The following is a 22,171-nucleotide window of genomic DNA, read 5'->3' as shown; positions in this document are numbered from 1 at the left end:
GGTTCCTTTGTCCTGTGGATCAGGCGATGTGGACGCGTTCGCCGCCCTGGGCGGTGACCACCTGGCCGATCGTCCAGTGCTCCAGGCCTTCTGCCTTGACCGCCGTGGATACGGCCTCGAGCTGGTCCGCAGCGACGATCAGCACGAAGCCGATGCCGCAGTTGAAGGTGCGCCACATCTCGCTGTCGGCCACCGCGCCTTCCTTCTGCAGCCACTGGAACACCGGCGGAAGGGTCCACGACGAGGCCTGGATGTCCAGGCCGAGACCCTCGGGCACCACGCGGATGATGTTCTCGGTCAGGCCACCGCCAGTGATGTGGGCCATGCCGTGAATGGCATCGCCGTGCGACTTCAGCAGCGACAGGATCGGCTTGACGTACAGGCGGGTGGGGGCCATCAGTGCATCGACCAGCTTGACCCCGCCTTCCAGTTCCAGCTCGGCCGGGCGGCCGGCGCGGTCATAGATGCGACGGATCAGCGAATAGCCGTTGGAGTGCGGGCCGGACGAGGCGATGCCGATCAGCACGTCGCCGGCGGCGACGTTGGCGCCGTCCTTCAGTTCGCTCTTTTCGACGGCCGCGACGGTGAAGCCGGCCAGGTCGTACTCGCCCGGCGCGTACATGTCAGGCATCTCGGCGGTTTCGCCGCCGATCAGGGCGCAGCCGGCCTCGGTGCAGCCATTGGCGATGCCGCCCACGACCGCGGCAGCGGTGTCGATGTCCAGCTTGCCGGTGGCGAAGTAGTCCAGGAAGAACAAGGGCTCGGCGCCCTGCACCAGCACGTCGTTCACGCACATGGCGACCAGGTCGATGCCGATCGTATCGTGGCGGTTCAGCTGGTGGGCCAGCTTCAGCTTGGTGCCGACGCCGTCGGTGCCCGACACCAGCACCGGCTCGCGGTACTTGTTGGACAGATCGAACAGGGCGCCGAAGCCACCCAGGCCGCCCATCACCTCCGGACGGAAGCTGCGCTTGACCAGGGGCTTGATCCGCTCGACCAGTTCGTTGCCGGCGTCGATGTCGACACCCGCGTCACGGTAGGTGAGGGGAGAAGGGGCGGAAGACGGGCTGTTGGTCACGGGCGTCGGCGCTGGCAGGGGTTGAATCGCCGATTTTAACAGGCCGCATTGGCGCAAAGGCCGTATTCGGGCAACAATTCCCCCCGGATACGTCGAGCCAATGGATGTCCTGATGCGCCGCAGCCTGTTTTTGACCCTGCTCCTTGCGCTGTGCCTGCCGGTGGCCACGATGGCCCAGAGCGGCATGCGAACCGAGGGGGATGTTGCCACTGCCAGTGGTGCGTACGAGGCCGAAGTGCCCGTCAACAGCCAAGCCGAGGCTGACCGCAACGGTGCACTTGCCCGCGCGTTGAGCGTGGTACTGGGCAAATTGTCCGGTGATCGCAGCGTCATGTCGCGCCCTGGCGTGGTCCAGGCGCTGCGCAATGCCAAGGACTATGTGGCCAGCTACGACTACAAGCAGGACCAGAGCGTGGGCGCCAGCGGTGCGCCGAGCTTCCGTACCCTGCTGGTCGCGCGCTTCCGCGAGGATGACGTGGACGGGCTGGTGTCGGCCTTGGGCCTGCCGCTGTGGCCGCAGCCGCGGCCGAAGCCGGTGCTGTGGCTGGCCGTTGACGACGGCAGTGGTCCGCGCCTGGTCAGCGTGCAGCAGGCCAATGCCGCCAGGCCGTTGCTGAGCCGGGCCATCGAGCGCGGCTACAAGCTCGGCCTGCCCAGCGGTGGGGCCGCCGAACAGGCCCTGGCCGGTGCCATCTGGCGCCAGGACAGCGCCGCTGTGGCCCGGGCCTCGTCGCGCTATTCGCCGCCAATGCAGCTGATCGGCAAGCTTTACCGCGCCAATGGCGGCTGGCAGGCGGACTGGGTGTTCGTCGACAACGGCCGTGAACTGAACAAGTGGACCAGCAAGGACGCCAACGCCATGCGCGCGATGGCCGCCGGTGCCGATGGCGCTGCCGACGCGCTGGTCAAGCGTTATGCCAAGGCCGGTGCAGCCACCGGCCAGGCGGGCACCTACCGCGTGGTGGTGACCGGCATCAACAGCGCTGACGAGTACCTGCGTCTGGCGGCCGGCCTGCGTGAAGTGGCGGTGGTGCGCAACGTCACCCCGCTGCGCGCGACCGCCGACCATCTGGAACTGAATCTGGAAATGACCACCGGCCTGGCCGGCTTCAACCGCATGCTTGGCGACAATGGCGTGCTGGTGCCGTCGGCGACACTGCCGGCCCTGCCAACGCCGATCGACGATACGACCGGTGCACCGGCACCGGCACCGGTCAGCAACGAGTACCGCCTGCGATGATCCTGTCCCCGGAAGCGGAAATCGCGCAGTTCCTGCGGCGGCTGAAGTTCATCCTGCTGGCCGGCCTGATCGGCTGGGTCGTGTGGCTGCTGGCGCCGATCCTGACGCCGTTCGTGCTGGCGCTGGCGCTGGCCTGGCTGGGCGATCCGCTGGTGGACCGCATCGAGGACACCGGCCGTTCGCGCATGACCGGCGTGGTGCTGGTGTTCGTGGCAATGGTGCTGGTGATCGTTGCCCTGCTGCTGGTGCTGGTGCCGATGATCGAGCGCCAGATCACCACCCTGATCGCCGCGGCCCCGCAGGCACAGGCCTGGCTGATGGAGAGGGGCATTCCCTGGTTCGAGCAGAAGACCGGGCTGGAAGTGATGCAGTGGATGGATCCGGACCGTCTGATCGAATGGGTGCGCAGCCATTGGCAGCAGGCCGGCGGATTCGCCACGACCTTCATGGGCTACGTATCGCGCTCGGGCTTCACGGTGGTTACCTGGGTGGTCAACCTGTTGCTGCTGCCGATCCTGGCGTTTTACTTCCTGCGTGACTGGGACAAGCTGGTCGAGCGCGTGGCATCGGTGATCCCGCGCAACCAGATCGGCACGATCACTACGCTGGCGCGTGAATCCAACGAGGTGCTCGGCGCCTTCATCCGCGGTCAGTTCCTGGTGATGCTGGCGCTGGGCGTGATCTACGCCGGTGGCCTTTCGCTGGTCGGGCTCAAGCTGGGCCTGCTGATCGGCCTGATCGCCGGCCTGATCAGCTTCATTCCCTACCTGGGCGCGACCACCGGCATCCTGATGGCGATCGTGGCCGCACTGGTACAGGCGCAGGGGTTCGACCTGAAGCTGCTGATCCTGGTGGGCGTGGTGTTCACCGTCGGCCAGCTGCTGGAGAGCTACGTGCTGACCCCGCGCATCGTCGGTGACAAGATCGGCCTGCACCCGGTGGCGGTGATCTTCGCGGTGATGGCAGGCGGCCAGCTGTTCGGCTTCCTGGGCATGCTGCTGGCGCTGCCGGTGGCGGCGGTGAGCAATGTGCTGTTGCGCTATGCGCACCAGCGTTACCGCCAGAGTGAGCTGTACGCTGGCGAGAAGCCCACGATCGTGCTTGACGGGGTGATCGACCAGCCCCATCTCATCGTGCCTGGCAATGACAAGGGTCCGGAACTGAAGTGATTGGTGTGCCGCAACTTCCGCTGGCCCTGCATTACCCGCGGGACCAGCGGCTGGAAAGCTTCATCGGCGCGCCGGACGGCGCGCTGGCGCAGCTGCATGCCATCGCGGTAGGGGCCAGCCACGACTGGGTGTACCTGGAAGGCGCGGCCGGCACCGGCAAGACCCACCAGGCACTGGCGATGTGTTCCAGCGCCGAGCAGGCCGGGCGCCTGCCGACCTATGTACCGCTGGCCAGCGTGGTCGGCCGGGTGCGGGTGGCGCTGGAAGGGCTCGAGCAGCGCGAGCTGGTGGCGCTGGATGGCCTGGATGCGGTGGCAGGCAATCGTGAGGACGAAATCGCGCTGTTCGATTTCCACAACCGCGCGCGCGCTGCCGACGTGACGGTGCTGTACACCGCACAGAAGTCGCCGGGCGAACTTGGCTTGGTGCTGCCGGACCTGCGTTCGCGCCTGGGCCAATGCGTGCGCGTGCTGCTGCAGCCGTTGGACGAGGAAGGCCGCGCGGCGGTGTTGCGCGAGCGCGCGCTGCGCCGTGGGTTGGCCATCGACGAGGCCGCCATCGAGTGGCTGCTGTCGCACACCGGGCGCGAGCTGGGTGGGCTGATCACGTTGCTGGACTGGCTGGATCGCGAATCGCTGGCGGCGAAGCGGCGGATCACCGTGCCGTTCCTGCGCCAGGTGCTGGAAGAAGGCCGTCCTCGTTACTGAGGGGTGTTGGGTGTTGGGTGTTAGGCAGGGCTGCGCCCTGCACCCGCCGAAGCCAGGGCAACGTCAACGTCAACGTCAACAGCAAAAGCTCGCTATCCGTGGCATGGCGGGGTGGCTCAGGTTGCGGGGGACGGCGCAAGTACGTCCCTGTAGCCTCGGTCGCGCCATCCATGGCGCTCACGCCCCCGCAACCTGAGCCACCCCGCCTTCGACAGGTTCCCGCGACCTGTCGGGTCGGCGTTCTGCGCTGCTGTTGGTGGGTGTCGACCTTGGTCGATACGTGTCTTGCTTGTGGTGGGTGACGACCGTTGGTCGTCACCAGAGCAAGCGTAGCGATGCGACCCGCTTCTGCTTTTCCTTCTTTTCCGTGGCTGGACCCACACGCAGACTGTCAGAGGCCGGACGGGTGGGCCATGCAGGGGCGTTGGCGCCATGATGGCGACAAGTAGATCCACGCCATGCGTGGATGAGATTTTCCGGGGAAGGACTGCCTTGGATCCGACGTGCTCGGCTTTTGGTGGGTGACGACCGTTGGTCGTCACCAGAGCAAGCGTAGCGATGCGACCCGCTTCTGCTTTTCCTTCTTTTCCGTGGCTGGACGCCCACGCAGACTGTCAGAGGTCGGGCGGGTGGGCCATGCAGTGGCGTTGGCGCCATGGATGGCGACAAGTAGATCCACGCCATGCGTGGATGAGATTTTCCGGGGAAGGACTGCCCCTGGATCCGACGTTCTCTGCTTGTGGTGGGTGACGACCGTTGGTCGTCACCAGAGCAAGCGCAGCGATGCGACCCGCTTCTGCTTTTCCTTCTTTTCCGTGGCTGGACGCCCACGCAGACTGTCAGAGGTCGGGCGGGTGGGCCATGCAGTGGCGTTGGCGCCATGGATGGCGACAAGTAGATCCACGCCATGCGTGGATGAGATTTTCCGGGGAAGGACTGCCCCTGGATCCGACGTTCTCTGCTTGTGGTGGGTGACGACCGTTGGTCGTCACCAGAGCAAGCGCAGCGATGCGACCCGCTTCTGCTTTTCCTTCTTTTCCGTGGCTGGACCCACACGCAGACTGTCAGAGGCCGGACGGGTGGGCCATGCAGGGGCGTTGGCGCCATGGATGGCGCCATCGAGCTTACATGGGCGTACTTGCAGCGTCCCCTGCATGGCCCACCCGTCCGGCCAAGCACGCGATCCGCTCTGCGCGACCAACCACGAGGGGCTCAGCCGTTCGCGGCCAACTCCGCATCCAGCGCATGCAGGCGATCAACGGTCCCGACATCGGTCCAGCGCCCGCGATGATGCTGCCCCGTCATCAACCCCTGTGCCATGAAATGCTTCTGCAACGGCACCACCGAAAACTTCGGTGGCACACGCTCGCTGCCCGGTGCCTGGCCGATCACCGCGCGCCAATCGGCCACGATCGACGGGCGATAGACGCCGATGCCCGCATACGTCAGGCACGGGCCTTCGCGGTCATGATGCAGCACACCGTGCGCGTCCAGCCGGTAGTCGCCATTGGGGTGCTGCGCCGGGTTGTCGACCAGCACCAGATGCGCTTGGCCGGCCGGTTCACGCGGCAGCGTGGCGAAATCGAAATCGGTCCAGATATCGCCGTTCACTACCAGGAACGGATCGTCCCCCAGCGCCGGCAGTGCATTGAGGATGCCGCCACCGGTTTCCAGCGGGGTATCGCCTTCGTGCATGAAATGCAGGCGCAGGCACCACTGGCTGCCATCGCCCAATGCGGCCGGGAACTGCTCGGCGAGCCACGCGGTGTTGATCACCACGTCGTGGACGCCGAGTGCAGCCAACCGCTCCAGATGCCACACGATCAGGGGTTTGCCGGCCACCGCCAGCAGCGGCTTGGGCGTGTGCAGGGTGAGCGGACGCATGCGTTCGCCCAGACCCGCAGCAAAAATCAGTGCCTTCATCGATGCGGCCTTCAGCGCTGCACGCGCATCGGCGCGGCCAACTCGGCCAGCGCCGGTTTGATGCGCGTTTCCAGCAACTGCTGCAGGGGCGCCAGTTCGCGGTACCTCGGCAGTACTTCATCGAGGTAGGCGATGAAGCGCGGCGCATCGTCCAGGTAGTGGCCCTTGTTGTCGCGGTAACGCAGGCGGCAGAACAGGCCGAGGATCTTCACGTGGCGCTGGATGCCCATCCAGTCGGCATCGCGCAGGAAGGTGGCACGGTCGGGTACCGGCAGGCCGGTATCGCGTGCGCGCTGGTGATACTGCGCCAGCCATTCGTCCACGCGCTGCAGCGGCCAGCTCAGGAAGGCATCCTTGAACAGACTTACCGCGTCGTAGGCGATCGGGCCACGCACCAGGTCCTGGAAATCCAGCACTGCCGGGCCGCCATCCACCGGCATCAGGTTGCGCGGCATGTAGTCGCGGTGGGTCATCAGCTGGGCCTGGCCCAGCGCGTTGTCCATCAGCCGACGGTGCACCAGCTGCAGGCCTTCGATCTCGCCGCAGTCCAGTTCAAGGCCAAGATGGCGTTGCAGGAACCACTCGTCGAACAGGCCCGCATCACGCTGCAGCAGCGCTTCGCCGAACCGGCCGAAATCGCCCGGCACCGGGATGGCCTGCAGGCGCAGCAGCTGATCGATGGATCGGCTGAACCACGCGTCGGCATTGCGTTCGTCGAGGATCTTGGCCAGCGTCGGGCCACCCAGGTCTTCCAGCAGCAGGAAGCCGGCGTCGAGGTCCTGGGCAAGCAGGGCGGGCACGCGCAGGCCGTGATCGTGCAGCAGGCCGCGCATGCGCAGCCACGGCGTGGGGTCTTCCAGCCCTGGCGGGGCGTCCATGACGATGTGGCTGCCGCGCTGGCTGGTGGTGCGCCAGTAGCTGCGCATGCCGGCGTCGACCGAGGCGCGTTCGACCACGGCGTTGCCATCGTCAAGCTGGGTACGGGCCCACTGCAGGCGCTGTGCGCTGCGCTGGGGATCGGAGGCGGGTTCGGTCATGCAGGCAGATCCGGGCGCGCCGGGCGCGCCAACGTCGGGGGCGGAATGGGAAAAAGAGAGGGCGGCTCAGCGGCGGCCGCTGAACAGGCGCAGGATCGCCAGCACGACCACCGCACCCAGCACCGCGCCGAGGAAGCCGGCCGGTTCACCGGGCGCGTACCAGCCCATGTACTGGCCGAACCAGCCGGCCAGCAGCGCGCCGATGATGCCCAGCACGATGGTCAGCAGGCAGCCCATGCGGTTGTTGCCGGGCATGAAGAAGCGTCCCAGCAGGCCGACGAAGAAGCCGACCAGAATGATGTAGAGCCAGCTGGTGCTGCCAAACAGACCGTTCATGCGATCAGTGCTCTGGAAGGTTGGACGCAGCCTAGCAAGGCCAGGCTGCGTCCGTCACTGCGTGATGGATCAGCAGCAGCCGTGGTCACCGTGGCGGGTGCCGCTGTCGGCGGCCACCGGCGAACCGCTGGTCTCGCCACGCAGGCTGGCCGCGTAGTGCTCGCTGATCACCTTGGACACGCACGCGGTGACCTTCTTGCCCATCGGGATGTGCAGGAACTCGTTCGGGCCGTGGGCATTGGAGTGCGGGCCGAGCACGCCGGTGATCATGAACTGGGCGCCCGGGAACTTCTCGCCCAGCATGCCCATGAACGGGATCGAGCCGCCTTCACCCATGTACATCGCCGGCTTGCCGAAGAAGGTCTGGCTGGCATCGTCGATGGCCTTGGTCAGCCACGGTGCCATCGCCGGCGCGTTCCAGCCGGTGGAGGCCTTTTCCAGGTCCAGGGTGACCTGCGCGCCGTTCGGCGGATCGCGCAGCAGCGCTTCCTTCAGCAGCTCGCCGCAGGTCTTGCCGTCGGCAGTGGGCGGCAGGCGCAGCGACAGCTTCACTGCGGTATGCGGGCGCAGCACGTTGCCGGCCGATTCCAGCGGCGGCATGCCGCCGATGCCGGTCACCGACAGCGCCGGGCGCCAGGTGCGGTTGAGCACCAGCTCGGTCAGGTCGTCGTTCATCGGCTTGAGGCCATCGACCAGCGGGAATTTCTCGAAGATCGCGGTGTCGACCACGTCGGCGGCACGCTTGGCCTGTTCCAGGCGCTCGGCCGGGATCTCCACGTTCATGCCGTCGATCAGGATGCGGCCGGTGTCCTGGTCCTCGATGCGCGACAGCAGCTGGCGCAGCAGGCGGAAGCTGGACGGGACCACGCCGGAGGCATCACCGGAGTGCACGCCTTCGTTGAGCACCTTCACCGAGAAGTTGCCGCCGGTCAGGCCGCGCAGCGAGGTGGTGCACCATAGCTGGTCGTAGTTGGCACAGCCCGAATCCAGGCAGACCACCAGCGACGGCTTGCCGATGCGGTCAGCCAGATGGTCCACGTAGGCCGGCAGGTCGTAGCTGCCCGACTCTTCACAGGCTTCAATCAGCACCACGCAGCGGGCATGCGGCAGGCCCTGGGCCTGCAGTGCCAGTACGGCGGCCAGCGAGCCGAAGATGGCGTAACCGTCATCGGCACCGCCACGGCCATACAGCTTGTCGCCACGCAGGACCGGGGTCCACGGGCCCAGGTCGTCGTCCCAGCCGGTCATCTCCGGCTGCTTGTCCAGGTGCCCGTAGAGCAGGATGGTGTCGTCGCCGGTTTCGGCGCCGGTAGCCGGAATTTCCAGCAGAATCAGCGGGGTACGGCCTTCCAGGCGTACCACTTCGACCTTCAGGCCGGGCAGGTCCTGGGCCTTGGCCCAGGTTTCCATCAGGGTGACCGCCTGATCCATGTAGCCGTTCTGCACCCAGTTGGCGTCGAACATCGGCGACTTGTTGGGAATGCGGATGTAGTCGACCAACTGCGGGACGATTTCGCTGTCCCACTTGTCATTGACGAATTGGCCGAGCTTGGCGCTGTCCATCTGAAACTCCGGTTGCATGGCTGATCCGACCATTCTACGCCTCGGCCAAGGGTAGGGTTTTCCCTACATCACGTCGGGTATTTGGCTGGCTTTTAGAAATCCGTGAACCCTATACGCTGTGTGCATGTGGTGACGGACACTGTTTCGACCGACGGGATTGCCGGTCGGGACGGTCAGAACCACAAGGAGATACACGTCGTGCCTTGGTTTGTCGTGTTTAGGGTGCTGGTGCTGGGAGTGTGGATCGCGGCGGCGCAAGCTGCCGAGCCGATCGACATCAACCGGGCCGATGCCCAGGCGCTGCAGCAGGGATTGACGATGGTCGGGGCCACCAAGGCTGCGGCGATCGTCGAGCACCGGCGCAGACACGGCCCGTTTCACCGCGTCGAGGACCTGACGCAGGTGAAGGGGATAGGGACATCGATCGTCGAACGGAATCGACGACGGATCACCGTTGGCAACACGATGTTGCCTGCGGATCCGGTACCCGGATCGGTACCGGTGCGAACCGTACCCAGGCGCTGACAACAGGAATCGTCGGAATCTGCAGGATGCAGGTTCAATGGCTGTGGACAGGATGGCTGCAGCCGCCGACCGTCGCAGGGATGCGGCACCAATCACCAGGATGGTGGCATCACAGACCTGTGGAAGGGGCTGAGATACAAACAGGACAGACGCGGCCGCGTGCAGGATGCAACGCCGCCCCCGCTTCGCAGGATGCGAGGGGGTGGCAGCAGGCCGACAGGGACGTGACGATTGCCCGGTACGACACATGGCTGTGTCGCCGGGCAATTTCTTTTGGCGCGGCTGCGACGTGCCCATGGTGTACGGTGGGGACTTCGCATGGAATGGAACCGGCTGGATGCACCTGCACCGTTTGACCTTGCTGCTCGCCGTGGCCTTGGCACTGCCGTGCGCCGCACAGGCGGCCGCCCCCTCCAGGCCCGTTGCGGCCACGACCTCCGAAGTACGCGGACCGACCGACCTCAAGCCGGGCGAGTACCTGTGGCATCCGGAAGTCTCGCCGGCCGGTCCGATCGTGCTGGTGGTGAGCCTGGATGAGCAACGGGCTTACGTGTACCGCAATGGCATTGCCATCGGCCTGACCACGATCAGCTCGGGCAAGACCGGCCATGAGACGCCGACCGGTGTGTTCACCATCCTGCAGAAGGACAAGGACCACCGCTCCAACCTCTACAACAGCGCGCCCATGCCGTACATGCAGCGGCTGACCTGGGACGGCATCGCCCTTCACGGCGGCAGCCTGCCCGGGCACCCGGCCTCGCATGGCTGCGTGCGCCTGCCGCAGGCTTTCGCCCAGAAGCTGTTCAGCGAAACCAAGCGCGGCGATACGGTGGTCGTGGCCGATGCCAAGAGCGCGCCGATGACGTTGGCCTATCCGGCGGTGCTGGCGCCGGTGAATGCACGCGGCCAGGCCCTGCCGGAAAGCGAGGGCGGTGCTCCCGACAAGGCCTGGTGGGATGATGCGGCCGCACCCAGTGGCCAGGTCGGCATCCTGGTCAGCCTGCACGACCAGCGCCTGTATGTGCTGCGCGACGGTGTGATGATCGGTGAGTCGCCGTTGAAGGCCGACGCGCTGCCAGCGTTCCAGGGCACCACCCTGTTCGTGATGGGCCAGGGCTACAGCGATACGCCCAGCCCGCTTGATGCACAGCAGCGCCTGCACCAGTGGACGGCCTATCCGTTGCTCGGCCAGGACCGCGCCCAGGCCACGCCGGACCTGCTGGCCACGCCGTCGTTGCCGATGGCCCTGCCGGCCGATTTCGCCCGCCAGCTGTACCAGGTGCTGGTGCCGGGCACGACCCTGCTGGTGACGTCGCTGCCGGCGGTGCGCCCAAGCGCGGCTGAATCGGGAATGCAGCCGGTCTTGGAATCGGAGCCGCCAGCGTCCACCCTCAAGGGATCCTGAGACCTCCCGACGTGCCCATGTCTGCTTCCCGCCTGTGCCGGCTGGCCGCCCTTGGCCTGCTGGCAACCACTGCCAGCGCCCCGGCCGGGGCACAGACGCCCATTGCCGCCATCAGCGCCGACGACCTCGCCGCGCAGCTGGCACGCACCGCGCCCAAGGCCGACCGTCGGGTTCTGCAGTTGGCTGCCCACGCCATGCGCTGCGCACTGCAGCGGCCGGAGCTGGGAGTCAGCAGTGAACGCCTGAGCGTGATCGATTACTCGCGGCCGTCCACCGAGCCGCGCATGTGGGTCTTCGACTTGGCCCGCCAGCGGCTGTTGTTCGAGGAGTGGGTGGCGCACGGCCGCAACAGCGGCGAGAACCGCACCGAACATTTCTCCAACCGCGATGGCAGCTTCATGTCCAGCATCGGTGCGTTCACCGCGCAGGAAACCTACATGGGCGGCAACGGCTATTCGCTGCGGCTGGCAGGGTTGGAGCCGGGGTTCAACGATCGTGCACGCGAGCGCGCCATCGTCATCCACGGTGCGCCGTATGTGAATCCGTCCACTGCGCAGTTGCAGGGGCGGTTGGGGCGCAGTCTGGGCTGCCCGGCGGTGCGGTTGTCGGTGGCCAAGCCGCTGATCGACGCGTTGCGAGGCGGCACGATGGTGTTTGCGTACTACCCCGACAAGGACTGGCTCAAGCACTCACAGCTGCTGGGCGGCGATTGCGGTACGGCTGCGGGTCTTGCAACGCGTTGATGCGTTGCGGCGCGCGGCATGATGCAATGCGCGCATGAACATCGACTCCCTGTTGCAGACCCCGAGCCAGGTGATTTCCAGCCTGGACTACCGCCGCGAACGCTGGCGCAACGGCCTCGGCTGGACCCGCGAGATCCTGCGGTTGCCAGCGCAGGGCGATGATTGGGCGTTGCGCCTGTCGGTGGCCGAGATCGAGCAGGACGCCGCGTTTTCCGCATTCCCGGGCGTCGAACGCGAACTGGTGCTGCTGCAGGGCAATGGCGTGCGCCTGCGTTTCGAGGACGGCCGCGTAGCCGAGGTGCTGCCACCGCATGGGCGCGTGCGTTTTGCCGGTGAAACTGCGCTGCACGGCGAGCTGGTGGACGGCACCACCCACGATTTCAACCTGATGTGGAAGCGCGGGCTGCTGCAGGCCGAGCTGCTGCATCGTCCACTGGTCGGGCCGATGTTCTTCTTCTGCGAGCCGGGCGTGGCCTGGGCCCTGCACCTGTTGGGCGGGCAGGCCATGTTCGGCGCGGACAGCGGATTGCCTGCGATGCAGGCCGGCGATACCGCGTGGTTGGCCGCCGGTGAGCGTCAGCGGCATGCATTGCAGGGCGGTGGCGAGTTGCTGGCGATACGGGTGAGCGCGGCGGGCGGCTGAGCCAGCGTCGGCGCCCGGAAGCAATCATCCACGCATGGCGTGGATCTACTGCAGCATGGTTGTCACCCTGGATCCGCGTAGATCCACGCCATGCGTGGATGCGGCAACCGATGCCGCAGCAGGGTGCGAACCAAGGTTCGCACCCACCAGGAGGCAATTTGCCCCACGCGTTCGCTCAATACACGTCGCGCCGGTAACGACCGGCCAGCAGCAGCGCTTCCTTGCCGTCGGCACCGAGCACCTGCTCGATCACCGTATCCACTGCCGGGGCCATGCCCTGCAGGCTGCCGCACACCAGGATCGTCGCGCCGTCATCGACCCACTGCCGCAGCGTGGATGCTTCGGCCAGCAGGCGATCCTGCACGTAGCGATGTGTGCCGCCATCACGGCTGAATACCGTATCCAGGCGGGTCAGCGTGCCGTTGCCGAGCATCGCCCGTAGTTCATCGCCGAAGTGGAAGTCATGCGCGGCCGAGCGTTCGCCGAACAACAGCCAGGTGCGGCCACCGCCAATGCGTGCGCGTTCGTGCAGGTGTGCGCGCAGGCCGGCGATACCAGTGCCGTTGCCGATCAGCAGCAGTGGAACATCGGCGCCGACGCCATGGAAATTCTCGTTGCGGCGCAGGCGCATCTGAACCGGCCCGCCGATGGCGGCGTGGTCGCACAGCCAGCCACTGCCGATGCCCGGCGTGCCATCGGCACGCAGCTGCCGGCGCAGCAGCAGTTCCACCGCGCCGTCGTCCATCACCGAGGCGATGGAGTATTCGCGATGGGGCAGGGGCTGCAGTGCCGCCAGCAGCCCAGGCAGATCGCCTGCTGCAACCAATGACGGCAGGTGCGAGCGCGCAACGCGGGCGAGCAGCGTAGTGCCGTCGTCCAACACGGTGTCCGCATCGAAGCCCTGCGTCTGCAGCCAGTCGCGCGTGCTCTGTTCGGCATGCTGCGGACCGACTTCGGCGATGTCACCGGCCTGCCACTGTGCGTCGCTGCCGGTCGGGGGCTGCAGGCGCAGCCAATGGACCGGACCACCGGCGCTGCCGGGGTTGAGGTGGGTACGCTGCAGCAATGTCCACGGCTGATACTCGGCCGGTGTCCAATCGGGAAGTTCGCTCGCGCCGCCGCCGAGCTGGCCAAGCAGTTGCTGCCAGTGGCGCAGGGCAGCTGGATCGGCGTTGTCGACTTCAATGGCATCGAACAGCGGATGTGCTCCGTGCTGGCGCAGCCAGTCGTGCAGCTGGTGGCCGAACGCGCAGAAATGCCCGTAGCTGCGATCGCCCAGTGCGAGTACCCCGTACTGCACGTGGTGCAGCGGCGGCGGCGTGCCCATCACCTTGCGCAGGAAGGGCAGGGCGTGGTCGGGTGCATCGCCTTCGCCGGTGGTGCTGACGATGAACAGTACACGCGCGCTGTCCGCCAGCAGTGTGGCATCGACTTCGTGCAGTCCGCGCAGGCGCACCGGCATGCCGGCTGAGCGCAGAGCCTGCGCACTGCTCTCGGCCAGTTCGCGGGCGAAGCCGGTCTGGCTGGACCAGGCCAGCAGCATCGGTGGGTCGCCGCCTTCGGGCGTGTCGTCGCGTGGACGGCTGCGCCACCACAGCACGCCACACGCCAGCAGATACAGCGCGGTGGCGGCCAGCGCGATGCCCCATTGCCGGGCCGGCGGTGCACCCTGCCACCACGCTTCGCCCAGGTGCAGGCGCAGCAGTGCCCCGCCGATCACGGCCAGCAGGGCCAGCAACATGACGTTGCCAACGGTCGCGCGCGGGAAACGCATGCTCATCCAGCCTGCTCATCCAGCAGCTGCTGGAAGGCACTGCTGAGGGTTTCGCGTGGGCCGGTGGTGGTGCGTTCCAGGTAGCGTGCGGCCAGCCCCTCACGCTCTGCCAGCGCGATGCCTGCGTCGCGGCCGAGCACCGTCAGCGCGGTGGCCCACGCGTCAGCGTGCATCGCGTCGCTGGCGACCACGGTGACGGCGGCTGCGACCTGCCGTACCGGCGTGCCGCTGCGCGGGTCAAGGCTGTGGCTGTAGGCCACGTCATCGTCGTGATAGTGGTGCCAGCGATCGCCGGAGGTGGCCACCGCCTTTCCGTCCAGCGCCAGGACACGCGGTGGCGTATCGGTGTGGGCATCTTCTTCCGGCGCCGACTCCACCAGCACGCGCCACGGCTGGCCGTCCGGCTTGCGGCCGTAACCGGCCAGTTCCCCGCCGACTTCAATCAGTGCGGCATCGACACCCTGGCCGCGCAGCCAGGCGGCGACGTGGTCGACGCCGAAGCCCTTGGCGATCGCCGAGAGATCCAGCTCCAGGCTACCGGGCTGCAGCAGCGCATCGTCCTGCCAGTGCAGGCGCTGCCAGCCGCAGCGTGCACGGGTTGCCTGCAACGTGGCGGCATCGGGTGCGCGCCGTGCGCCGGCATGGGCGCCGAAGCCCCACAGCGCCACCAGCGGGCCGACGGTGGGGTCGAACGCACCGCCGCTGGCTGCAGCGATGGCCTGCGCGCAGGCCAACACATGGCGTGTTTCGATGGGAAGCACGAGGTACTGACCTGCGTCGGCACGGTTGTAGCGGCTCAGGTTGGAACCCGCTTCCCAGGTGCTCATCTGCGCGACCACTTCATCCAGACGTGCCTGGATGCCAGCATGCAGTGGATGCAGGTCGCGCTGGCGCGGTACGACCAGTGACACGCTCCAGGTGGTGCCCATGGTGGTGCCGCCCAGCCGGGCGATGTCGAGTGCGGTAGAGGTCATGGGCATGCGTGGCAGGCTGCGATACCAGGGCGTGCCGGGTATCGCAGCGCTGTCTTTACTGCGGCAGCACTTCCAGCGTGGCGACGTAGCTGAGGCGGCGCTTGGCGGCCTGCTTGACCGAGGTCTTCTTGTCCTCGGTGCCGGTTTCCAGCCAGTACATGCCGGCTTCCGGCCAGGTCACCTTGATCTCGCCCTTGGCGTCGCTGGTCAGCTTCTGCTCGTCCTGCGCGTTGCGGTAGCGGGTGCCGCCGCGCACGATCTCGAACTCCAGGCCTGCGGTCGGCTTGCCGTCGACCAGTACGCGGAAGGTGGCTTCCTCGCCGGCGAACAGGTCGTTCGGGTGACCGACGGCCACCAGTTCGATGCCGCGGTTGGTCGGCTTCAGCGCGGTTTCGTTCGGCGCCCCGTTGGTGACGAAGGTCTCCACGCGGCCGAGCGACTGGCTCACTTCCAGCTTCTTCGCATCCTTGGGCAGTTCGCCGAAGGTGGCGGCGGTACCGCGCCAGCGCTTGCGCTCGCCGTTCAGCTCATAGGTGGCCGACAGGCCGTCGTTGACCGAGGCGATGCGGTAGGTGCCCTGCTGCTTCAGCTCGACGTCGAACACGCTGCGGTACTTGCCGGTGGCCGCGTTCTGCGCCTGCACGGTGCTGCCGTCCGGGGCGGTGATCACCACCGATTCCAGGCGCAGCGGCACGTGGTTGAAATAGAACAGGTCGTTGGAGACCGCACCGTCGACGGTGATCCACGGCGCGTTGCCGGCGATCACGGTCTGCGAGGGCAGCAGCCAGGCCTTGTGGGCCAGGGCAGAGAAGGGAAGGGCAGCGGCCAGAGCGGCGGCGAGGACGAGCGTGCGCTTCATGCGGAAGACTCCAGGATGATTGATGGGGTCAGAGCCCTTCCTGCGGAAGTGATCCGACCCCCGGGGTGCTGCGATGGGGTCGGATCCCTTTCCAGCGGAAAGGGCTCTGACCCCGGCTCAGGCAATTACGGTTTGACGGCGAGGGTGACCTGGCCCAGTTCGGTGGCGCCCTGCGCGCGGCCGTTCTGTGCGGCGGTGGCCGGCCAGGTGAAGGGGATCTTCAGCAGTTCACGGCCGCCGACTTCGCGCACCGCTTCCACCACCAGGGTGTAGTTGCCCGGGGCCAGCTGCTTCAGTGCGGGCTGCTTGTCGTTGAACGACAGCGCGTGCTTGCCGGCCGGGCGGGTCGGGCCGGTCACGCCATCCACCGGCACCTGCAGGGTGCGGCCGCTCTTGCGCCACCACTGGCGCAGGTCGGGCAGCCACTTGGTGCCATGGCCTTCGCTGTTGCTGGTCTGCTGGTACCAGACCGACAGGTTGGCGGCGACCTTCTGGTCGGCGCCTTCCAGCCACACCGCCACATACGGGCGGTGGTACTCGGCCACGTTGAGCTTGGGCACTTCGACGTTGATGTCGAGGGTGGTGGCGTAAGCCGGCGAGGTGGCCAGCAGGCCGCTGAGGGCGATGGTCAGGGTGACGCGCATGGGGCGGCTCCGGAAGAACGGATGGAAGTCACGGTGGAAGTCAGTGGATAAGCAGCAGGACGATCAGCAGTGGGATCATCAGGCCCAGGCCGACCAGTGGCCAGGTCATGCGTCGCTGCCGCGCATGCAGGTGCAGCAGGAACAGACCGGTGATGCAGAACACCAGGCAGGCGACGGCGAACACGTCCAGGAACCAGCCCCATGCGGGGCCGGCATTGCGGCCCTTGTGCAGGTCGTTGAGATAGGACACCGCGCCGCGCGAGGTGGATTCGTACTCCACCGCGCCGGTTTCGCGGTCTATGCTCAGCCAGGCGTCGCCGCCGGGGCGGGGCAGTGACAGATAGATTTCCTCGGCCGACCATTCGGCGGGTCGACCGCCAATGGAGATGCCCAGCTGATCGTCGAGCCATTGCCGGGCCGGGCGTGGCAGTGGTGCATTGCCGTCCTCGCGGGAGCCCAGGCCGCCGAGCAGCTCGGCCGGCAGTTCCAGGTGCTGGTTCTGCACCTGTGGCTTGGCCTCGATCTTCGCGGCATGGTTCAGCGTCAGGCCGGTCACCGCGAACAGCAGCATGCCGATCAGGCAGACCGCAGAGCTGATCCAGTGCCACTGGTGCAGGGTACGCAGCCAGAAGCCGCGGCTCTGCTGCTGCTGCACGGTGGAAGATGCGGGACGGCTCACGGCACGGTTCGGGACGGATGAATACTGGCCATTACATCATTGATGAGAATTGCTCGCAATTAGATGTCGTTGTGTATCTCTGAAGGGGTAGTGCCGGCCGCTGGCCGGCAATCCCATGCCAAGCATCGCGTGGTGGCCGGCCAGCGGCCGGCACTACCACGGGCCGGTAGATCCACGCCATGCGTGGATGGAGAGGTGCCGACCAAGGTCAATACGGCAGTAGATCCACGCCATGCGTGGATGGGGCGGTGCCGACCAAGGTCGGCATCCACCAGCGCAAGGTCAGAACTTCGCGTTGAGCGAGATCCAGTAGCTGCGGCGCTGGTCCTTGGTGGCGTAGTCGTCCACGCAGTTGTATTCGCTGGGGCTGGTCAGCAGGCACGACTGCGAGACGAAGTTCTTGTCGAACACGTTGTTGACCCGCGCGTTGACCGTCAGCCACTGCGTGGCCTTCCAGCTGCCACCGAGGTGGAAGAGGGTGTAGTCATCGTAGTAACGGGTGTGACTGGCACCGGCGGCATCAAGGATCGTGTCGCGGTAGCGGTCGTAGCGGCCTTCGCCGATCAGCGACAGGCTGATGGCATCGTTGAGCTGCCAGTTGAGGCTGGCGTTGGCCATGTGCTTGGCCGGCATGGTGCCGGTGATCGGCAGGCCCTTGCCGGAACCGGCGGTCTGCTCGCTCTTGGTCCAGGTGTAGTTACCGCGCAGCTGCAGGGTGTCCAGCAGGTCGACGTGGCCGGCCAGTTCTGCGCCACGTGTCTCGGCCTTGTCGATGTTCACGCTCTGGGTGAAGGTGCTGTAGCCCAGCGACGCCCAGCCCGGGCCGATGTCCACGCAGTAGCCACTGCCGGCCGGGGCGACTTCACAGTTGGGGAACGTGCCGCCGCTGGCGATCTTGTCTTCGAACTTGTTGATGAAACCGGTGACGTTGAAGCCCCAGCGCTGGCCCTCGTAATAGGCGGCCAGCTCGTAGTTGGTGCTGGTTTCCGGCTTCAGGTTCGGCGAGCCCACCAGCGGCAGCACGCCCTGGCCACCAAAGCCGGTGATGCCGGGGAACAGCTGGTCCGGACGCGGGGTCTTGTAGCCGGTGCTGACGCCACCCTTGAAGGTCCAGGCATCGGTGGCATTCCAGACCAGGTAGCCGCGCGGGCTGAGGTGGCTGCCGAAGATGTTGTGGTCGTCGTAGCGCAGGCCGAAGGTGGCGGTCAGGGTGTCGGTCAGCGACCAGTTGTCCTCGGCGAACAGCGCCCACATGCGGTGCTTCTGTTTGGTGTTGCTGCGGTAGCCGGCACCGTCCATGCCGAACACGCCGTCCACCATGTCGGTGTCGTTGTACTGGCCGCCCACAGTCAGCTTGTGCGCACCGAAGTCGAGGTCGAGCATCGTGTCCAGCACGTAGCCTTCCAGTTCCATGGTACGCAGCGGCCGCGGCAGGAACGCCTGCAGGCGTGCCTGTTCGCTGGCGTTGAGTGCGGCCAGGCCGTTGTTGCGGCCGGCGGCACAGTTGTTGGCGGCACCGGTGCGGCGGCAGACGTCGTTCCACAGGGTCTGCAGGCCGGCGCGCTCGTCCAGCGTCAGCGGCAGCGAGCGGCCGAGGTTGTTGCTCTTGCTGTGGGTCAGCGAAGTCTGCCAGGTGCCGAAGCTGTAGCGGCCTTGATGGGTCAGCGAGAGCTGGTCGCGCTCATAGCGCTGGTAGGCGGTGTAGCCCACGCGCGGCTGCACCACGCGGCGGGTGACGGTGCCGCTTCCATTCGGGTTCGGCACCACCGCGTTGCCCACGCGCCACAGGCTGGCCAGGCTGTCGAGGGTACCGGTCTGGCCTTCGCTGTTGTCGTACTTCTGGCGTGAGACGTCGTAGTCCAGCCACAGTTCGTGGTCGTCGTTGACATGGAAGTTCAGGCGCACGCCGGTGTTCCAGTTGGTGTTGGCCACCGACTTGCCGCCGCCACCGAAACCGATGCTGCGTTCCCACAGCGTGCCGTCGGGCAGGGTCAGTGCATCCCATTCGGGATTGGATGCCTTGGCGTCGTAGTAGCTGCCGCGCACGGCCAGGCCCAGGCGATCCTTGACCAGCGGGCCGCTCAGGTACAGATCGGTGCTGCGCGCGTCGCCGAACTGGTCGTCCTGCTGCACGGTGAAGCCCTGGGTGACCGCACCGTGCCAACTGTCCTGGTTGCGGCGGGTGATGATGTTGATGACGCCGCCCATTGCATCCGAGCCGTACAGCGTGGACATCGGGCCACGCACCACTTCGATGCGCTCGATCGCATCCAGCGGCGGCAGGTAGGCGAACTGGCCACCACCGAAGTTGTTCGGATACAGCTGGCCAGCGTTGCTCTGGCGGCGACCGTCGATCAGCACCAGGGTGTACTCCGACGGCAGGCCGCGCATGGAGATGGTGGCGCGGCCGTTCTTGTCGGTGGCTTCCAGGCCGACGTCGATGCCTTCGACGTCGCGCAGGGCGTCGACCAGGCTGGTGTAAGGGCGCTTGCTCAGCTCTTCGCGGCTGACCACGCTGATGCTGGCCGGTGCATCGACTACCTTCTGCTCGAAACCGGAGGCGGTCACCACCACCTTGTCCAGCGTCTGCGGCGCGCCGCTGGCGGCACCATTGGCGTAGGCGGGCGCCGCGACCGCAGCCAGCACAGCGCTGGTCAACAGATGGCGGGACAGGGACGAACGGACACGATGGCGCTGGGCCATGGCAGATACCTCGAAGGATGTAGGGCAGCGCGATGCAGGGCGCGGAGCGCGCACGGCAGGGCAGGGATGGCCCGGTCAGGGGCCGCAGGGGCGAAACAGGCAGCGGCGAGCCGTCGCAACCGCGCGGGCGGTCACGGCGTGCCGTGGATCAGGCGAGCGGCGGCGCCTGGCCGCGTTGCTGGCGGCGCCCGGGCGCATCGGCCCAGGGCATGTCCGGTACGGCCAGCGGCCAGTGCGGACGCGCGCCGGAGGGAACCGACGCAGAGGGAACCAGATCACGTTCGGTGCGCAGCCAGTGGCTGGCCAGCAACAGCGGCGGTATCGGCTTGTCCGTGGACTTGGCCGGTGCCGAGGCGCAGCGCCGCAGTTTGGCCGGCGCTTCTTCCTGCAAAGGGCCTTCGCCGCCGCGCTCTTCCAGCGGCTGCTGCAGCGCCTGCGGCGCGGCAGCATGGGCGACCGGCAGCAGCGGCAGGGTGCCCAGCAACAGCGTCAACATCGCCACCCACGCCAGCAGGCTGGCCAGCGCAGGCCGACGGCCGCGCATGGCGGTGCCGAGCTGTACAAGCCGAAGTGGGCGGGGGCGGAACGGGCGACGCAAGCGGAGATCCCTGGCTGGCCGGAACATCCGGCGTCAACGGGGCGTGATTGTAATGAGACCCGTTAGCCGTTGCAAATGAGAATGATTGCCAAATTGCCGCAGGGGTGGCCTGATCGGTTCAGACCTCGCTCCAGCGTCGCAGCAGGTTGTGGTACACGCCGGTCAGCTGCAGCACTGCATCGGCATCGCCATTGGTCTGCCGCAGGCGCTCGATGGAAGTATCCATCTCCCACAGCAGACGACGCTGCACATCGTCGCGGATCATGCTCTGCACCCAGAAGAACGAGGCCACGCGCGCACCGCGGGTGACCGGATTGACCTTGTGCAGGCTGCTGGAGGGATACACGATCAGATCACCGGCCGGCAGTTTCACTTCGTGCTCGCCGTAGGTATCACTGATGATCAGCTCGCCGCCGTCGTACTCGTCCGGGTCGGACAGGAACAGCGTGCAGGAGATGTCCGAGCGCAGCTGCTCGCCGTTGGCCAGGTTCATCACCGCGCCATCGACGTGGAAGCCGTAGGTGCCGCCGCCGCTGTAGCGGTTGAAGCGCGGTGGCAGGTACTTCAAGGGCAGCGCGGCGCTGAAGAACAGCGGATGCCGTGCCAGGGCCACCAGAATGGTTTCGCCCAGTTCGCGGCGCAGCGGCGAAGCTTCAGGCAGCTGCTGGTTGTGCTTGGCCTGCGCGCCGAGGTGGCCGACGGTCTCGCGGCCATCGGTCCAGTCGGCTGCGTCGAGCCTGCGGCGGATGTCAGCCACCTGTCCGGTGCTGAGGATGTCGGGGATGTGCAGCAGCATGCGGAAGTCCTCAGCAAGCAGACGGTGCGACCAGCGCGCGCACTTGCGGGTGGGGTGAGGCGGCCAGCTCGGGCACGATATGTGCCATGAACGCGGGACTGCCGTGCTGCAGCGCCAACTGCAGCCAGTGCACGGCCTGTTCGATCTCACCGGCCTGCAGAAGGATGGCGGCGTAGTTGGCCTGGCCGCGGAAATCGCCGGCCTCGGCCGCGCGCCGATACCAGCCCAGTGCAGCCTGCGGATCGCGACCGGTGTCCAATCCATCTTCCAGATGCCGGGCCAGCAGGTTCATCGATTTGGCGTGGCCCAGATGGGCCGCGCGGGTGTACAGCGTCAGTGCCTGTGCACGGTCCTGTGGTACGCCGCGGCCGGTGGCCAGCAGGTTGGCCAGGTTGTACAGGCCCCAGTCCAGGCCGGTGTCGGCGGCGCGCCGGTACCAGACCGCTGCGAGCGAAGGATTGGCGGTGGTGCCCTGGCCCAGCTCATGGCAGCGGCCAAGCATGTTCATCGCCATCGGCGCGCCGTTGTTGGCTGCAGTCTCGTACCAGAGCACGGCCGCAGCAGCGTCCTGGGGCGTGCCTTTGCCTTCCATGTGCATCTGCGCCAGCAGCAGTTGCGCCTCCACCTGCCCGGCCTGTGCTGCATCGCGCACGCGCGCGAAGGCAGCCTGCGGGTCGTGCAGCAGCAGGTCGGTCAGGGCGTCGGAATCAAAGGGGATGTTGGAAGCCATGCGCGGAGTATCGCCGGAAACAAAAACGGCGGCAGGAGATCCTGC

At 66.9% G+C, this 22,171-nt stretch carries 21 protein-coding genes; 7 read left to right on the top strand and 14 right to left on the bottom strand.

All coding sequences use genetic code 11. The annotated features are described in order from the left end of the window. Nucleotides 1-19: 19 nt before the first annotated feature. Nucleotides 20-1,078, bottom strand: a complete 1,059-nt coding sequence (purM, locus tag K5K93_RS07605) for a phosphoribosylformylglycinamidine cyclo-ligase (protein ID WP_222390440.1) — start codon at nucleotides 1,076-1,078, stop codon at nucleotides 20-22. Between the two features lie 112 nt (nucleotides 1,079-1,190). On the opposite strand from purM, the gene K5K93_RS07600 reads away from it, so the two are divergent. The 3 genes from K5K93_RS07600 to hda are packed head-to-tail and all read left to right on the top strand — an operon-like array spanning nucleotide 1,191 to nucleotide 4,194. Then, on the top strand, nucleotides 1,191-2,318 hold the full coding sequence (locus K5K93_RS07600; RefSeq protein WP_243379943.1) for a DUF2066 domain-containing protein: 1,128 nt from the start codon (nucleotides 1,191-1,193) through the stop codon (nucleotides 2,316-2,318). Further along, nucleotides 2,315-3,487, top strand: a complete 1,173-nt coding sequence (locus tag K5K93_RS07595) for an AI-2E family transporter (RefSeq protein ID WP_222390438.1) — start codon at nucleotides 2,315-2,317, stop codon at nucleotides 3,485-3,487. The genes K5K93_RS07600 and K5K93_RS07595 overlap by 4 nt, the downstream gene beginning before the upstream one ends. After that, complete coding sequence (gene hda / locus K5K93_RS07590) at nucleotides 3,487-4,194, top strand: DnaA regulatory inactivator Hda (protein ID WP_032977533.1); 708 nt, start codon at nucleotides 3,487-3,489, stop codon at nucleotides 4,192-4,194. The genes K5K93_RS07595 and hda overlap by 1 nt, the downstream gene beginning before the upstream one ends. A gap of 1,212 nt (nucleotides 4,195-5,406) precedes the next feature. Here the strand turns inward: hda and murU are convergent. The 4 genes from murU to K5K93_RS07570 form a co-directional block, all read right to left on the bottom strand. Continuing rightward, the gene (murU, locus tag K5K93_RS07585; protein WP_222390435.1) at nucleotides 5,407-6,117 is read right to left on the bottom strand and encodes an N-acetylmuramate alpha-1-phosphate uridylyltransferase MurU; all 711 of its coding nucleotides are present in this window, start codon (nucleotides 6,115-6,117) and stop codon (nucleotides 5,407-5,409) included. 11 nt (nucleotides 6,118-6,128) lie between these two features. Next, complete coding sequence (locus K5K93_RS07580; RefSeq protein ID WP_222390433.1) at nucleotides 6,129-7,154, bottom strand: phosphotransferase; 1,026 nt, start codon at nucleotides 7,152-7,154, stop codon at nucleotides 6,129-6,131. A gap of 66 nt (nucleotides 7,155-7,220) precedes the next feature. Beyond that, nucleotides 7,221-7,490 (bottom strand): GlsB/YeaQ/YmgE family stress response membrane protein, encoded by a 270-nt coding sequence (locus K5K93_RS07575; protein ID WP_025874000.1) that lies wholly within the window; start codon nucleotides 7,488-7,490, stop codon nucleotides 7,221-7,223. A 69-nt stretch (nucleotides 7,491-7,559) separates the two neighbouring features. Then, entirely contained in the window at nucleotides 7,560-9,053 is a 1,494-nt protein-coding gene (locus tag K5K93_RS07570) for a M20 family metallopeptidase (RefSeq protein ID WP_222390432.1), read from the bottom strand. 198 nt (nucleotides 9,054-9,251) lie between these two features. Here K5K93_RS07570 and K5K93_RS07565 point away from each other — a divergent pair, with 198 nt between their 5' ends. The 4 genes from K5K93_RS07565 (at nucleotide 9,252) to K5K93_RS07550 (ending at nucleotide 12,369) form a co-directional block, all read left to right on the top strand. Next, complete coding sequence (locus K5K93_RS07565; protein WP_261311946.1) at nucleotides 9,252-9,578, top strand: helix-hairpin-helix domain-containing protein; 327 nt, start codon at nucleotides 9,252-9,254, stop codon at nucleotides 9,576-9,578. A 337-nt stretch (nucleotides 9,579-9,915) separates the two neighbouring features. Continuing rightward, a complete protein-coding gene (locus tag K5K93_RS07560) occupies nucleotides 9,916-10,983 on the top strand; it encodes a L,D-transpeptidase (RefSeq protein WP_093817867.1) in 1,068 nt (355 codons plus the stop codon). Between the two features lie 17 nt (nucleotides 10,984-11,000). Beyond that, nucleotides 11,001-11,726 (top strand): murein L,D-transpeptidase catalytic domain family protein, encoded by a 726-nt coding sequence (locus tag K5K93_RS07555; RefSeq protein ID WP_025873996.1) that lies wholly within the window; start codon nucleotides 11,001-11,003, stop codon nucleotides 11,724-11,726. Nucleotides 11,727-11,760: 34 nt separating this feature from the next. After that, nucleotides 11,761-12,369 (top strand): HutD family protein, encoded by a 609-nt coding sequence (locus K5K93_RS07550; protein ID WP_222390430.1) that lies wholly within the window; start codon nucleotides 11,761-11,763, stop codon nucleotides 12,367-12,369. A gap of 175 nt (nucleotides 12,370-12,544) precedes the next feature. Here K5K93_RS07550 and K5K93_RS07545 read toward each other — a convergent pair whose 3' ends face one another. The 9 genes from K5K93_RS07545 to K5K93_RS07505 all read right to left on the bottom strand — a co-directional run bounded on the left by K5K93_RS07545 (nucleotide 12,545) and on the right by K5K93_RS07505 (nucleotide 22,126). After that, a complete protein-coding gene (locus K5K93_RS07545) occupies nucleotides 12,545-14,149 on the bottom strand; it encodes a sulfite reductase subunit alpha (RefSeq protein ID WP_222390429.1) in 1,605 nt (534 codons plus the stop codon). Beyond that, nucleotides 14,146-15,117 carry an FAD:protein FMN transferase gene (locus K5K93_RS07540; protein WP_222390428.1) on the bottom strand — a complete coding sequence of 324 codons (972 nt, stop codon included), beginning with the start codon at nucleotides 15,115-15,117 and terminating at the stop codon, nucleotides 14,146-14,148. The genes K5K93_RS07545 and K5K93_RS07540 overlap by 4 nt, the downstream gene beginning before the upstream one ends. Nucleotides 15,118-15,172: 55 nt before the next feature. Next, nucleotides 15,173-15,976: a DUF4198 domain-containing protein gene (locus K5K93_RS07535; protein ID WP_222390426.1), complete on the bottom strand. Its 804-nt coding sequence runs from the start codon at nucleotides 15,974-15,976 to the stop codon at nucleotides 15,173-15,175. A 125-nt stretch (nucleotides 15,977-16,101) separates the two neighbouring features. Further along, nucleotides 16,102-16,620, bottom strand: a complete 519-nt coding sequence (locus K5K93_RS07530) for a DUF2271 domain-containing protein (RefSeq protein ID WP_032975835.1) — start codon at nucleotides 16,618-16,620, stop codon at nucleotides 16,102-16,104. 40 nt (nucleotides 16,621-16,660) lie between these two features. Further along, entirely contained in the window at nucleotides 16,661-17,299 is a 639-nt protein-coding gene (locus K5K93_RS07525; RefSeq protein WP_222390425.1) for a PepSY-associated TM helix domain-containing protein, read from the bottom strand. A gap of 282 nt (nucleotides 17,300-17,581) precedes the next feature. Then, a complete protein-coding gene (locus tag K5K93_RS07520; protein ID WP_222390424.1) occupies nucleotides 17,582-20,002 on the bottom strand; it encodes a TonB-dependent receptor in 2,421 nt (806 codons plus the stop codon). A 148-nt stretch (nucleotides 20,003-20,150) separates the two neighbouring features. Next, nucleotides 20,151-20,546 carry a hypothetical protein gene (locus tag K5K93_RS07515; protein WP_222390423.1) on the bottom strand — a complete coding sequence of 132 codons (396 nt, stop codon included), beginning with the start codon at nucleotides 20,544-20,546 and terminating at the stop codon, nucleotides 20,151-20,153. A gap of 172 nt (nucleotides 20,547-20,718) precedes the next feature. Further along, nucleotides 20,719-21,396, bottom strand: coding sequence for a Fe2+-dependent dioxygenase (locus tag K5K93_RS07510; protein ID WP_222390422.1), 678 nt, complete (start codon nucleotides 21,394-21,396; stop codon nucleotides 20,719-20,721). 10 nt (nucleotides 21,397-21,406) lie between these two features. After that, nucleotides 21,407-22,126 (bottom strand): tetratricopeptide repeat protein, encoded by a 720-nt coding sequence (locus K5K93_RS07505; RefSeq protein WP_222390421.1) that lies wholly within the window; start codon nucleotides 22,124-22,126, stop codon nucleotides 21,407-21,409. Nucleotides 22,127-22,171: the final 45 nt, after the last annotated feature.

It is taken from the genome of Stenotrophomonas sp. DR822 (assembly GCF_019793815.1).
GTDB lineage: Bacteria > Pseudomonadota > Gammaproteobacteria > Xanthomonadales > Xanthomonadaceae > Stenotrophomonas > Stenotrophomonas indicatrix.
The sequence above is the reverse complement of the archived record's forward strand: the minus strand, read 5'-3'. Positions and strand labels throughout refer to the sequence as shown.